The organism is Actinophytocola sp. (assembly GCF_049647105.1).
In the GTDB taxonomy this organism is placed as follows: domain Bacteria; phylum Actinomycetota; class Actinomycetes; order Mycobacteriales; family Pseudonocardiaceae; genus Actinophytocola.
Map to the genome: position 1 here is coordinate 1 of NZ_JBARWZ010000112.1, position 13,491 is coordinate 13,491.

A 13,491-nucleotide genomic window follows, 5' to 3' on the forward strand; every position below is an offset into this window, starting at 1 on the left:
GCACGGCCCGGCCGCGGGCCAGGTGCCATGGCAGGCGCGGGAGACGCTGGAGGACCTGCTGCGGGCGGCGGTGCACGACGTGCTCGCGATCCCCGTGCCCCGGCCGGAGTCCGGCGCCGCGCCGCCGCTGGCCGAGCCGCCCTCGGAACCGTTCGACCGCGACCGCGCCCGCCACGTCCTGCGCACCTACCGGGTGCCGTCCTACGACGACGGCGGGTCCGACGCGGAGGTCATGATCTTCGAGGACGAGGTCGTCACCAGGGTCGGCCACACCTGGCGGGTGCTGCGCGCGACCGACGCGGTGGCGGGCCGCGACCTCGTGGCCGAGGCGGTGCGCCAGTTCGGGCCCTTCCCCGGCGGGGTGCCCCGCGGCCTGGTGATCAAGGAGCAGGCCGCGGCGGGCCCGCACTGGGTCGTCGTCCTGAACACCGATCCCGCCACGACGTTCACCTTCGAGTCGTTCGGCTCGGATGCCTACAACCCGGCCACCCGCCGGTTCGAGGTGACCTTCGGCGACCCGCCCGTGGCGCCGGGCAGCGTGGAGAAGCGCGCGGTGACCGACCGGGCCCAGCTCGTCGCGGTGATCGACGAGCTGATGGGCGCTGGCATCCAGGCGCAGATCGAGACCGCGGCGCCGAAGCTGGCGACGACGTCGGCGGCCGAGTACGCCGAGCAGGTCCGGCAGGCGGTCACGGCCGAGGTCGAGCGGCGGGCCGACGAGCAGCTCACCATGCTGGCGGGCAAGGCCCCGGTGTGCGTGGTGATAGTGCGGATCGGCACGCACTTCGTCGTGCTCATCGCCGACGACGCGAACGCGGCCACGCTGCACTGGACCGGCAGCGCCAACCTCTGGCCGGTCGCCACCGAGCACGCTGCGGAACCGATCGCCACCCAGCAGGCGGAGGGCGCGGGTGGCGAGGCGGGCGGCGGGAGCGGTGGCACTGCCACGGGCACCGGCGGCGGTGGCGCGGGCGGTGCTGGCGGCGCTGGTGACGGCTCGCCGGGCTCGGGCGGCGCTGGTGACGGCTCGCCGGGTTCGGGCGGTGGCATGGGCGGTGGCACGGGTGGCGGCACCGGCGGACCTGGCGGGTTCGTCGTCGACCCGACCCTGCCGACCGTGCCAGGCGAGGACGAGGTCACCAACCGGTTCCCGGTGGTCCGCTCCGATGGCGAGACGCCGGTCTGCGCACCGTTCAACGGGGAGCCGAACGTCACCGAGCTTGGCCCCGTCGGCGACGAGCTGCGGAGGTTGATCGACGACCTCGCCTTCCGGCTGCAGATCCAGCCCTGCTACTTCGCCGCGAACTTCTGCCTCACCGCCGCCGGCGCGCTGCGGGCGCGGGCGGCCGGCATCAGCACCTACATCACGACGAGCGAACGCGAGGGCTTCACCGAGCCGGTCCCCGAGGGCACCGGTGACCTCGGCCCGCTGCGGTTCCGGCCGGTCGCCTCCCCGGCCACCCAGTTCCTCCGCCACCTCGCCGGGATCGTGCCGCGCCTGCACGGGCTGGCGCTGCGCACCCTCGCCACCTACCGCGACGCTGAGCACTGGCCCAAGGTCCACGGCGGGTGGATCACCAGCCCCGCGTCGTGGGAACTGCACTTCCTCACCGAGTTCACGCCTTCGGTGAAGGAGGCGGTGGGGGAGATCTTCGTGTCCGGCAGCCAGGCGTTGCTGTTGCAGCTCCTCCTGTCCTCCCGGCAGGGCATCGAGGCGAGGCTCGCCAGATTCGAGCAGTACGCCCCGATCTTCGAACGGCTCATGGTCAGCCAGCTGACCGACTACGTGGAGCTGGGGGAACTGCGCACGGCGCTGCGCCGCCACGACGCCGCGTCGTGGGTGCACAAGGCCACCGGCGGCGACCTGGTGGCGGCAGCGGCGGCGGCGAACCCGGCGACGGCGTGGTTCGCCGCGGCACGGGCGCTGTCCGGCGCGTTCCTCACCGCCGAGCAGACCACGGGAGCGGGCGAGAAGGGCGAGATCGTCACCGAGGACGGCGTCACCCGCGTCCGCGACTCGCACGGTGTCCTGTGGACACCGCACGAGCTGGAGAGCGCGATGGTGACCCGCCGGGGCGAGGCGGAAGGCATCGACCCGCTGGTCAAGCAGATCGCCGACGTGCCGGAACTGCTGGCCAGGTTCCGCGACAACCGCGACGCGATCCGCGCCGAGCTGCTGGCCGTGCTCACCGAGATGTCGGCGCAGAACGCCGAGATGCTCGCGAAGGCACGCGCCGACGCCTGGTTCGCCTTCCGCGCGAGCCAGCTCAGCCAGCACATCCCGTCCGCGACCGTGCCAGGCAGCCAGTACGCACTGCAGGGCATCCACCTGCGGGTGCACGAGGAGCTGGGGGAGTTCTTCGCCGGCGACGCCTTCTACCCGCTCGGCATCGACCGGCTGTTCAGCGGTGAGCTCGGGCGTAGCGAGCTGACCACCTTCGGCATCACAGCGGGCATCACGCTGCTGGCCGTCCTGTGCCCGCCGCTCGGCATCGCGGCCGGGATCGCGTTCGCGGCCGCCGACGTGGTCCGCGCACACGAGCGGGAACGGTTGCACGGCGCGCTGATCGACCCGGAACTGGTCCTCGACCGCGCGGTGGTCGAGCTGGAGCTGTTCGCCGCCTACCTCGGGCTCGCGCTGTCGCTCGTGCCCGTCGGCGGTGCGGTGGCCAAGAGCGCGGGCCGGGGCGGGGTGGCCGCGTTGCGCACCGGGCTGAAGTCGGGGCTGCGCGCGGGGTTGCTGGCGGGTGGCGGCGCGGCGCGCGCGGACCTCGTCCGCCGGTGGAACCGGATGCTGATCGAGGCCGCCAAACGGGACCTGCTGACCGCGTTCATCACCGAGCTGGTCAGCGACGCCGTGCTGGACCGGGTGGTCTCGGAGGCCATGGCGCCCCTGCTGTCCTATGTGGAGCGCGAGGCGCGGATCACCGGCGCGGTCGGCGGCCGCGAAGGCGCGCGGTTCGTCATCGCCGTGCTCGACTCCGAGAGCTCGGCGCGCACGCCCGGCACATCGACCTCCGGAAAGGCGGGACCGCCGTGACCGGGAAGGTCCGCCTCGGTGTCGGCCGCAGGCTCGACACCGCCGCGATCAGCGCCGCGGCGCGGGCGAACCCGCGACTGCGCGGGTTCGTGCACACGGTCGGCAGGCACAGCCGCGGCGGCGACCGGCGGGCGGCCGCGCTGCTCGAACACCTCATCCTGCGGGTGCTCGACGACGTCGGCGACGTGTACGCGGGCCCGGCGATCACCCGGCTGGAACGGATCCAGGTGCTGCGCGAGAACGTCGCGGCGATCCTCGACTCCGTGCTGCGCGGCGACGACGTGCCGCCCGGCGTGCGGGTGTCCGCGCTCGGCGACTACTTCGACCACCTCGACGCCGAGATGCGCGACCTCAGCTCGCCGAGGGGCGGCCTGCTCGGCGACGAGCCGATCCGCCTGTCCGGCGACGACCCGACCGTCTACGCGCAGACGCTGATCGACGAGTTCGAAGGCACCACCGCGCCCGGTGGCGGCCACACCGAGCCGGACCTGCGGCCCGCCTTCGCCGGGCTGCCCGCCGGGCAGCAGGCCGCGATGCGCAAGGTCGCCGCCGAGGACCCGGCCGGACTGTGGCGGGTGGTGTCCTCGGAGTCCGAGGCGGCGAAGACGGCCGCGCTGCGGGACCTGGAGCAGGGCCTCGGCCTGACCGACGCGGAGCTGGCCGACCTGCGGGCCGCCGTCGACACGCTCGGCAAGGCCCGCTCCCGCGGCTTCCACGCCGACCCCGTGCGCCTCGCCGCGGCACTGGAACGCATCGCGGACAAGGAGCTCCGCGACATCGTGGCGGCCGGCACCGACGTGTGGGTGGTCCACCAGCTGGCCATCCACAACCCCGCGGCGCTCGCCGACGCGTGGGCTCGCTACAAGGCGAGCGCGAAGGGCCCGCTCACCCCGGGCGGGTTCCGCGCCAACATCCGCACCTGGATGACCCACTGGGGCCGCGCCACCCAGGGCGAGTTCACGGCCGCGTTCTCGTTGAACGCCTTGGACATCCTGCTCAAAGGGCCCGACTACCGGCCGAACGAGGGCGGCACCGACCTGGTCGGCATCGGGCACGACGGCTGGGTGTGGGTGATCGACGACAAGTCCCACCGGGCGGCGGGCGTGAGCAGCGCCACCGCGCTCACCAAGAACCTCGCGAAGAACCTGCGCGACGACGCGGACACCTTCCGTACCGAGCTAGCAAGGTGGCGCACCGAGGTGCCGGACTTCGTGCCGGACGAGCGGGTGGTCGACGCGATCATCACCATGCGCGGCGCCGCCGCCGACATCGAACGGCTGCCCGCCGGTCTCTCCGACGCCGCGAGGGCCGCCGCCATCCGCAAGATCCTGACCGGCCACCGGCTGCGGCTGCGGGTCACCAGCGCGATGGGTGAGGTGGTCGACGTGTCCGACGCACTGCGCGATCTCGGGCTGCGGGTCACCCCGACCGGGCCCACGATCCCGTTGCCGCCGAGGGGAGGGCGATGAACCATGGCCATCACCAAGAGCTTCATGCGGTACAAGAACGTGCCGTCCGCCGTGATCAGTGACGGCATCCTGCCGATTCCACTGTGGTCGGTCACGCAGATGCTGCTCGCGCAGACCTACCACCTGCCGCCGATCGGCTCCACCGCGCACAAGGCGATCGTCGCGACGCACGACGACACGATCACGCTCACCGGGGTGCTGGTCGGCGCCGAGCGGTACGCGTGGAAGTTCGCGCTGGAGACGATGGCCGAGGCGAGCAAGCGCGGCACCGCGCTCGCCGCGTACAGCAAGGGCACCCTCGGCGGGCTCATCCTGATCACCTCGATGACCATCCGCACCGACATGCAGGTGCAGTCGCTCACGTTCACCGCATCCTCGGCCAAACGCGACGCGCTCGACGTGTCGCTCGTGATGGCACACCTGCCCCGGCCGAGCCTGCTCGGCAAGCTGCTCGACGTGGCGAGCGTCGGGATCGGCGCGCTCGCGGACTTCGGGGGGTCGTGATGGTGGCCTTCCCGATCGACCGGTACCTGTTGCCGGAGCGCGAAAACGGGGCACTGCCCGACGGCTTCACCGAGGTGCGCGACTCGCTCGTGGCCGGGCTGCCGCACCGGATCGAGCTGACCGCGGCCGTGCACGCCGCGTTGATCCTGCCGACCGGGCTCGCCAACCAGTGGCTTGCCGCCGACCCACTCGACCTCGTGTCCACCTCGGACGACGAGACCGCGAACCGGCCATCGGCCGCGCTCGCGGCGCCCGGCCTTGCCGAGCGCGCACCGCTGCGGCTGGTGGTCCTGCGCCAGGACGAGGCCCTCGGCTCGGTGCCCCTCGTCGTCGGGCTGCGCCGCACCTGCGGGCCGGTGGAGGTCGCGGTGCTCGGCTGGCGGCTGTGCGCGGGCACCGTCCGCGGCGCAGGCGACTTCGGCTCGTTCGTCGCGCTCGGCGTGCGGGCCGTCGACCTGGCGGTCGACGTGTTCGGCCCGCCCCCGGTGCACCGGTTCGTGCTCCGTCGGCGACCGCTGACGGCGAAGATCGAGTCCGAGATCCACCTGCGGCCCGAGTTCATCGCACTGGCGGACAAGAAGCAGCGCAGGAGGGTGGCGCGATGATCCCGCAGCAGCTCGGCCAGATCAAGATGGGGACGCTCGGCAACGACGCGGGGTGGGCGCTGACGTTCCACCGCGAGGCCGCGGGTGCCGCCGTCCCGGCGCCGTTCCTGACCGTCGACGCCGCCCACTACTACGCGAGCATCGACGCGACGCTGCCCGATGGCCTCGCGCCGGGCGCGTACAAGATCACCATCGAGCAGTTCACCGACGACCACTTCGCGCTGCTGAAGTCCGTCAAAGCGAACGTCGTGGTGCGGCTGTACCTGTTCTGGCGCGACGCGAACACCACGGCGAAGGCGTACTTCACCAACATGATCGGCCTGAACGCGGCGCCCCCGCTGGATCCCGCGACCCAGGTGGCCGAGCTGCGGCTGACGAAGTCCAGCCGCCGCGCGGGTGAGCGCGGCTACGACACCGAGCTGACCCTGGAGGAACAGGCGTACGCCCTGCTGCGCGGACGGTTCGCGGGCCCGGCGCCGCTCGCCGCGACCGGCTTCGCCGCCGCTCTGCGCCAGATCGCCACCCGGTCGCATTCGAACTTCCACCTCCACGAGACCAACCCGGACGACACGATGACCCACGCCCAGGGTGAGGCCGGTGGCAGTGAGGAGGTCGCGTTCGCCGCAGGCACGCGGTACCTGGCCGCCGTCGAGGGCATCGCGAACGCGATCCAGCTCGGCAGGAACCTGTACGGGCGCGGCATGGTCCTGATCCGCGACGGCACGGTCCACATCGGAAAGCGGCCGATCCCGTTCCCCTTCCCGTCCCCGGACGTCAAGGACCTCACCCTCGCGACCGGGCTGCTGCACAGCGAGCAGCGCGGCGAGGAGGAGACCGACCCGTACGCCGACACCGGCGCGAGCGCGACCGCACCACCGAAGCGTGCCGTGTGGACACTCACGCTCAAGGGCAGGTCCGACCTCAAGCCCGGCGACGTGGTGCGGTTCGAACCACCGGAGGAGGGCGGGTCGGCGCTGCCTGGCGTCGGCGGCGCCATCGCGGGTGCGTTCGCCGCACCGTTCCTGCCGTCGATGGGCACGCTCACCGGCGACGCGAAGCTCGCCTACGTCCGGTCGGTGCGGCATACCCAGTCCCGCACCAAGGGGTTCGCGACGGTCGTCGAGGGTGTGGTCATCGCGAGCGCCGCGGCCGCGTGGGACGTGTGGCGCGACGCCACCCCCTCGGCGCCGCCGCCCGGCACCTCGTCGGCCACGCCCGGTGAGGCCGCAGCGGAGGCGGTGCGCAGGATCGCGCGGGCGACCCGGCTCGACACCCGCACGCTCGAGGTCGGCGAGGTCCGCGTGACCACCACGAACGCGAGCGGCCCGGTCGAACCACCCGCGCAGACCCAGACCGTGCGGGAAGGCCTCGCCCGGCCCGACGGGCGGCCGAACGGCGTGCGCAGGCTGCCGGTCCGCGCCGACGCCCCGACGCCCGTGGCGGGCGTGGCCTACCTGACACCGTTCGCGTGGGGCGGGTGCGGGCTGGTCCTGCCGCGTTACCCCGGCACCCGCGTGGCGCTCGGCTTCCGCAACGGGGTCACCGACGACCCGGTGCAGCTCGGCGCGCTGTGGCCGTCCGGGCACGCGCCGGTCTCCGAGCCGGGGGACTGGTGGCTGACGCTGCCGGTCGGGGTGGCCACGGAGAAGCGGGCGTCGGTGCCGGACACCGAGTCGGTCGGCGACCACACCGGCAAGGTCGTGCACGACCTCACCGACGGCGACGGCAACCGGGTGATCGAGCTCGGCGAGCTGACCGTCCGGGTGGGACGGTCGAGCCTTCAGGCCAAGGGCACGCGACCGGCACGCGCGGGCGACCAGGACAGCGTGACGATCGAGCACACCGGCGGCGCGAAGCTCGTGCTCAAACAGGACGGCAGCGTCGAGATCACCGGCAAGAAGATCGACCTGGACGCGGGCACCGGCACGATCACGATGAAGGCCGCCACCGTCGATGTCCAGGTCACCAACGCGATGGAGGTGCACTGATGGCCGGCGTGCTGACCGAGGGAAGCCGGATCGCCTGCGCCACCAACGGCGCCGTGTCCGCGACGGGTGAGGCGAAGCTGAAGGTCGCGGGCAACCCGGTGCTCGTGCTCGCCGGTGTCGCGGGCAAGTCGGTGGGTTCCTGCACGACGGTGACCGACACCAACACCGGCAGCAAGCAATGCGCCACGGTCGCGGCCGTCACCGGTGGCCAGGCCACGAAGCTGACGGTGGGCAACGCCCCCGTCCTGCTCGACACGTTGGCGGGCACCGCGGACGGCATCCACCCACCACCCAAGCCGGCCGCGCTTTCCGCGCAGGCCAACCAGACCACGATGACGGCGGTGTGAGATGAACCAGCCTGCCGACCGGTTCGAAGCCGACCGCGTCGCCCGCCGGGACCGCCTGCTCGGCTGGGGGCTCGCGTGCCCCCTCACCATGCCGGGCATCGACCTCGCCCGCGACATCGAGTTCACCGGGTCGCCGGGCGGGCGGGACCTCGCGGTCGTCCGCGGCCCGGACAACCTCGGCCAGGCGCTGTCGGTCGCCTTCACCACGCTGCGCGAGTCCGACGTGTTCAACACCGCGTTCGGGTTCGACGGGCTCAACGCGCTCGCCGAACCGGCCGAGCCGGTGCTGGCCCGCGAACGGGTGCGCATCGGCGTGATCACCGTCCTCGACCGCGATCCGAGGGTGCACCGGATCGTGGACGTCAACCTGGACGACGGCAGGCTCGACCCCGAGGGCCCGGCCGACGACGCCACCCGCGAGGCGCTGCGTCACGCACGCACGCTCGCGGTCAACGTCCAGTTCGAGACCGTCGTCGGCGACGTGCTGGCGGTCGACCTGGGAGCGCTGCCCAATGTCTGAGCCACTTTTCGAAGCACCGCCGGACAACACCGATGTCCTCGCGATCGACGCGGCCGTGCTGCGGTCCACCGGCTCGACCGGTTTCGGCGTCACCGAGACCGGGTTCGTGCCCAAGTCCTACGTGCGGCTGCTGGCCGAGAAGCTCGCCACCGCACAGCTGATGTTCGGCGACGACGTCGACCTGACCAGTGGCTCGGTCCTGCGCAAGATCCTCGAGCTGACCGCGCTGGAGGACGCGCGGGTGTGGGCGGCGATCGGGTCGGTGTACGACAACGGCTACGTGGTCTCCGCCTCCGGTGACGCGCTCACCCGGCTCGGCGAGGATCTCGGCGTCCCGCGCCCGCGTCTGCAGGCCACCGGCACGATCACCGTCACGCTGATCGCCGCGCTCCCGGCCACGCACCCGCGGCTCGTGTTGCCGCGTGGCGCCCGGCTCGCCACCCCCGGCGGCCACCACGTGGCACTCGAGGACACCGTGGTGCTCACCGCGACGCAGCCGGTCGCGACCCCGGCGGTCGCGGCGTTCTTCCCCGGCCCCGAGCACAACCTCGACCCGGCGCAGCCCAACCAGCGGATCGACCGCTGGAACCACGCGGACACCGCGCTCGCCGACCTCGTCGCCGCCGAGCAGGCGGCGGGCGAGGTGCTGACCGAGATCACCCACACCGCGCCGCTCACCGGTGGCGAGCTGACCGTGCCAGACGCCCGCTACCGGCAGCTGCTGCTCGCCGCGCCCCGGTCGATCTGGACCGCGGAGGCGGTCGGGCTCGCGGTGGGCACCGTGCCGGGCGTGCGTCAGGTGCAGGTCTTCGACGGCAGGGGCGGGCTGGACATCAACCAGTCGATCTTCGGCAACTTCACCTTCATCGAGCGGGTGTTCGCGAGCGAGCGCGACCTCGGCAACCCGTACTACTTCACGGTGCTGGTCGCGCCGACCGCCGCCGCCATCTGGGACGGTCAGGACGGCCTGCACGCCTCGGTCGAGTCGGTGATCGAGGATCTGCGGCCGGTGGGGATCTTCGCGTCGGTGGAGAAGGCGGAGGAGGTCGGCATCGGGGTCACCGCGGACCTGGTCGTGCGCGGCCTGCCACTGCCGACCGGTTCGCGGATCGCGGTCAACTCCTCCAGCGCCGCGGCCGAGCTGCGGGCACGCCTGCACACCCGGCTGCGGGCCTACGTCGACGGTCTCCCGTTCGGTGAGCCGGTGCGGGTGGCCGAGGTGATGTGGACGCTGATGAACGAGCCGGGGGTGACCGACGTGCGCGACCTGCGGCTGGTGCGGTTCCCCGCCGACGCGGGCACCGTCGTCACCGCGACCACGCCTGCCGGTGACGGCACCCAGGTGCTCGGGCCCGGCGAGAACGCGACCCTCGCGGCGAACCAGATCCCGGCCTACGTCGACCGGGACAACCCGGCGCCGTTCACGATCGTCTAGGAGGAGGGCCATGGCGCGCGTCGCGTTCGACGGACCGGGAGCCGCGGTCGAGCAGAACCTGCTCGACCACCTCACGGGGCCCTACGCCGGTGCCTCCCGGCGGGTGCGGGTGCCGCTGGACGCCGAGGGGGAGGCCGCGGTCGACTGGACGTCCCGGCACCCGGTGCTGCTCGCCGTGCTCCTCGAGGACCTCGGCGAGGAGGCGGTCGAGGTGGCGGTCACGATCGAGGGGGAGGGGCAGCGGCCCGTCGAGTTCGCGCCGTGGTCGGAGGCGGGGGCGTCGCTGCCGGTGTTCGTGCCGGACACCGCGGCGCAGCCGCTCGTGCCCGTGTTCGCGGTGGCGGTCGAGACCCGGCGCGGTGCCGACGTGGTGACCGGTGTCGTCGAACTCGCCGTGGTGGAGGGGAATCTCGGGCGCCTGCTGTACCTGCTGGGGCAGGAGAAGGTGCGGCTGAGGCGGGCCGCGCGGGAGGTGCACGCCTACCGCACCCTCGACCTGGCCCGGCGTGACGCGCTCGACCGCATCGGCGCCGACCTCGGCGTCACCCGGTTCGACGACCAGCTCGTGTACGACGAGGACGCGGGTGAGGTGTACGCACGGCACGGCGCCAGGGAGTCCGATGTGGACTATGCGCTGCGGCTGGGGATGTACCGGCGGTTCCTCGCGCCGAGCCCCGGTGCGGTGACCCGGTTGCTGGACGGCCTGTTCGCCGACCTGCCCGGCGGTGCGCGGCCCGCGCTGGTCGAGACCGACGACCGGTTCGCGGTCGCCATCCACCTCGTCGGCGTCGGCGGTGCGCAGCACCGGGACAACTTCCTGACCCAGCTGCGCCGCGACCGTCTCGTCCTGCCAGCACCGCAGGCGAACGGGATCCACCAGGGACGCAGGCTGTCCGCCCGGCGGCTCGCGGAGATCGAGGCGCTGCGTGCCCGGCTGCGTGCCGGGTTCGTCGTCGCGGCCGCGCACGCGCTGGCCCCGCCGCTCGCGCACGCGCTGGACCGGGTCGCGCGGGTGTGCGCCGCGATCGGTTTCGGCACCCGGTGGACGATCCAGCGCGCGCAGGACGCCGCCGCGGGCAGCCGGTACCAGCTCGGGCTCGGCGTTGACATCGCGGTGCCGACGAGCGCACAGGCCGCCGACGTGCGGGCCAGGGTCCTCGACGAGGACCGGGAACCCGGCCGGGACACGACCGCGGAGGCACTGGTCACCGCGATCCGCGCGGCCGGGGTGCCCGCCGCCGGGGACGACCCGGAGCTCGCGTGGCTGTGGCACGGGTGTGGCCTCGCGACCGTGCACCGGCTGAGCACCGGCTCGCTGTACCTGTCGCACCTGCCGACCGGCGGCCTCGCGATCACCGGCCCGGCGACCGCCGCCCCCGGTTCCGTGCAGCAGCTGTCCGCGCTCTTCCACGCACCGGGCGACCCGGGCGGCAACGCGCTGCTCGTGCGGGGACTGGCCGCCGCCGGGCGGGACTGGGCGGACCGCGGCGAGACACCATGGACCACGCTCACCGACGCGGCCGCCCGCACCCGGTGGGGCACCGTGCCGGTACGCCCGGCCGGCCAGCCGGTGCACCAGGCGTTCGCCGCCGCCGGGCTGCCGTCGATCGTCGACCCGGGCCCCGTCGTCACCGCGCTCACCGCGTTGCCGGAGGAGCTGGTGGAGACGATCGAACTGGACGCCGCGTTCTCCGGCGCGCTGGTCGCGGGTCAGCCCGCCGCCGTCGACCGGCTGACCCGGCTCGTCGCCGTACTGCGCGCGAACGGCATCGCCGCCGCGCTTCCGTTGGCCGACAACGGGAGCCGGGTGCTGCTCGTGGTGAGCGTGATCGGGCTGCCGGGGGGAGGGCTCAACCTCGCCGAGCGCAGGGCCACCGGGTTCCGCTGGTACCTGGTGCGGCTCGGTGGTGCCGACGGTGAGATCAAGGCGGTCGGCAGCCGCACGATCTTGCGTGCCGCCGATGCCGGGCTGCTGGCCGTGGTCGTCGTGTCCTACCAGCGGGCGGGCAACACCGACCCCTACGAGTTCCGCGTTGAGCTGCCCGATGGCGCCGTGCTCACGCTCGCCCAGTACGAGCGACTGATGAACGCGCTGCGCCGTGTCCACCCGATCGGGGTTGAGGTGAACACGTACGCGATCCGTCGCGACCACGTGGACCTCGACGGTGACGGCACCGCGGAGCCGCTGCTGCCCGCGGTGGCGAAGACCTTCCGTACCTATCAGCGCAGGACGCGCAGCGGCGTCTACGAGTGAGGGGAGGGCCAGTCATGGCCAACCAGATCAACTACGACGGGCTGACCGTCACCGAGCTGTACGAGGCGTTCACCACCAAGGGGATCGAGCCCGCAGAGGCGAGCATCCTGGTGTCGTCGTGGATCTATGAGAACGTGGGCCGCACGCGGCGGGTGTTCAACTACGTGCAGCCGTTCCCCGGGACCGAGCCCGCCTGTCAGCCGCCGCCGTTCGCGCGGACCTTCCAGCACGACGACTGGGTGGACGGCGAAAACGTGGTGCAGGCAGGCGCGACGACCGGTGAACTCGGCTTCAACGAACGGTTCCACCGCATCGAGGCCGACCTCGACCACCTCGGCTCCGACGTGGCACGCGCGTTCACCTGCATGGCCACGATGCGGGCGAGCCTGCGGACGCTGCTCGACGAGCTCCGCGCGGAGATCAACCGGATCCACGACGCCACCCACGAGTTCAAGAACGTGCTGCCGCTGACCGACAAGACGCCGAACTACGTTGGGGTGCTCGACGTTGGCAAGTACATGGGCACCACCAAGTTCCTCGAGAAGACCGTCAGCGTGTGGGAGACCAAGACCGGCACCATCGTGCTGCCCGCCGTCGAGACGCTCGGCGTCGACGTCGTGCTCGGCCCGAAGCTCAAGAACGCGGCGATGCTCGGCCGTTTCGTGGTGGAGACCGACGACGTGGACGACAAGTTCCCGAGGTCGTTCGAGCTGGCCGAGTTCCTGGACGCCTACGGCGACGACCAGGTCGGCGACGGCCGCACGATCCGCGACGTGCTCAAGGTCCTGCCAGCGAGCGCACGGTTCGAGTCGATCGCCGAGATGGTCGACGAGACCGGATCCCGCGAGGCCGCCATCGTCCGCACCACCCTGGGCGCGCAGTCCGCGGTGGCCGCGGCGCTGGGCATCGACGCGGACCTGGAAGAGGTGGTCGACGCGGACATCGCGAAGCTCGGTGCCGTCCCGACCAAGGCCCGCGCGGTGATGGCGCGGGCGGGCATCGACACCGTCGGCGCGCTCGCGGACGCGAGTCGCGGCCAGTTGCTGGAGCTGATGCAGCAGGCGGGGGTGCGCGCGACGCAGGGCGACGTCGCCGAATGGATCTCGTTCGCCCGCACGATGTCCCAACTCCGCTGATCCTGGCTCGTCCCCTCCGGAGGGGCGTGGCCGCCGCTTCCGCTGGTCATCGGGGCGATTTCAATGCCCCGAAAGATGCTCCTATAGATGTCAAGGGGTGTTTGTGGGGTTGGTGAGGTCTGTGGTGAGGGCTCGGTGGATTTCGCGGGCGACGTAGCGTTTGAGGCAGCGGATGATGTGGCGTTTGGGGAGG

At 72.7% G+C, this 13,491-nt stretch carries 10 protein-coding genes; all 10 read left to right on the forward strand.

Features of this window, described 5'->3' with window-relative positions; genetic code table 11:
- Window positions 1–3,040, forward strand: a 3,040-nt coding sequence (locus WBA97_RS13735; RefSeq protein WP_424231168.1) for a hypothetical protein, incomplete at its 5' end; no start/stop codon positions are given.
- The gene (locus WBA97_RS13740) at window positions 3,037–4,509 is read left to right on the forward strand and encodes a hypothetical protein (protein ID WP_424231169.1); all 1,473 of its coding nucleotides are present in this window, start codon (window positions 3,037–3,039) and stop codon (window positions 4,507–4,509) included. The genes WBA97_RS13735 and WBA97_RS13740, both read left to right, overlap by 4 nt.
- Window positions 4,510–4,512: 3 nt before the next feature.
- Entirely contained in the window at window positions 4,513–5,013 is a 501-nt protein-coding gene (locus tag WBA97_RS13745; RefSeq protein WP_424231170.1) for a hypothetical protein, read from the forward strand.
- Window positions 5,013–5,618: a hypothetical protein gene (locus WBA97_RS13750; protein ID WP_424231171.1), complete on the forward strand. Its 606-nt coding sequence runs from the start codon at window positions 5,013–5,015 to the stop codon at window positions 5,616–5,618. Before WBA97_RS13745 ends, WBA97_RS13750 begins: the two co-directional genes overlap by 1 nt.
- A complete protein-coding gene (locus WBA97_RS13755; protein ID WP_424231172.1) occupies window positions 5,615–7,606 on the forward strand; it encodes a hypothetical protein in 1,992 nt (663 codons plus the stop codon). The genes WBA97_RS13750 and WBA97_RS13755 overlap by 4 nt, the downstream gene beginning before the upstream one ends.
- Window positions 7,606–7,953: a hypothetical protein gene (locus WBA97_RS13760; RefSeq protein ID WP_424231173.1), complete on the forward strand. Its 348-nt coding sequence runs from the start codon at window positions 7,606–7,608 to the stop codon at window positions 7,951–7,953. Before WBA97_RS13755 ends, WBA97_RS13760 begins: the two co-directional genes overlap by 1 nt.
- A 1-nt stretch (window position 7,954) precedes the next feature.
- Entirely contained in the window at window positions 7,955–8,473 is a 519-nt protein-coding gene (locus tag WBA97_RS13765; protein ID WP_424231174.1) for a hypothetical protein, read from the forward strand.
- Window positions 8,466–9,908 (forward strand): hypothetical protein, encoded by a 1,443-nt coding sequence (locus WBA97_RS13770; protein WP_424231175.1) that lies wholly within the window; start codon window positions 8,466–8,468, stop codon window positions 9,906–9,908. Before WBA97_RS13765 ends, WBA97_RS13770 begins: the two co-directional genes overlap by 8 nt.
- A 10-nt stretch (window positions 9,909–9,918) precedes the next feature.
- On the forward strand, window positions 9,919–12,162 hold the full coding sequence (locus WBA97_RS13775; protein ID WP_424231176.1) for a hypothetical protein: 2,244 nt from the start codon (window positions 9,919–9,921) through the stop codon (window positions 12,160–12,162).
- Between the two features lie 14 nt (window positions 12,163–12,176).
- On the forward strand, window positions 12,177–13,298 hold the full coding sequence (locus WBA97_RS13780; RefSeq protein ID WP_424231177.1) for a hypothetical protein: 1,122 nt from the start codon (window positions 12,177–12,179) through the stop codon (window positions 13,296–13,298).
- Window positions 13,299–13,491 lie beyond the last annotated feature (193 nt).

What these genes read in the sequence shown, in the direction of transcription:
- WBA97_RS13750 (WP_424231171.1), top strand. Translation starts at nt 5,013, where the DNA reads ATGGTGGCCTTCCCGATCGACCGGTACCTGTTGCCGGAGCGCGAAAAC.
- WBA97_RS13760 (WP_424231173.1), top strand. Translation starts at nt 7,606, where the DNA reads ATGGCCGGCGTGCTGACCGAGGGAAGCCGGATCGCCTGCGCCACCAAC.
- WBA97_RS13745 (WP_424231170.1), top strand. Translation starts at nt 4,513, where the DNA reads ATGGCCATCACCAAGAGCTTCATGCGGTACAAGAACGTGCCGTCCGCC.
- WBA97_RS13775 (WP_424231176.1), top strand. Translation starts at nt 9,919, where the DNA reads ATGGCGCGCGTCGCGTTCGACGGACCGGGAGCCGCGGTCGAGCAGAAC.
- WBA97_RS13780 (WP_424231177.1), top strand. Translation starts at nt 12,177, where the DNA reads ATGGCCAACCAGATCAACTACGACGGGCTGACCGTCACCGAGCTGTAC.
- WBA97_RS13755 (WP_424231172.1), top strand. Translation starts at nt 5,615, where the DNA reads ATGATCCCGCAGCAGCTCGGCCAGATCAAGATGGGGACGCTCGGCAAC.
- WBA97_RS13765 (WP_424231174.1), top strand. Translation starts at nt 7,955, where the DNA reads ATGAACCAGCCTGCCGACCGGTTCGAAGCCGACCGCGTCGCCCGCCGG.
- WBA97_RS13770 (WP_424231175.1), top strand. Translation starts at nt 8,466, where the DNA reads ATGTCTGAGCCACTTTTCGAAGCACCGCCGGACAACACCGATGTCCTC.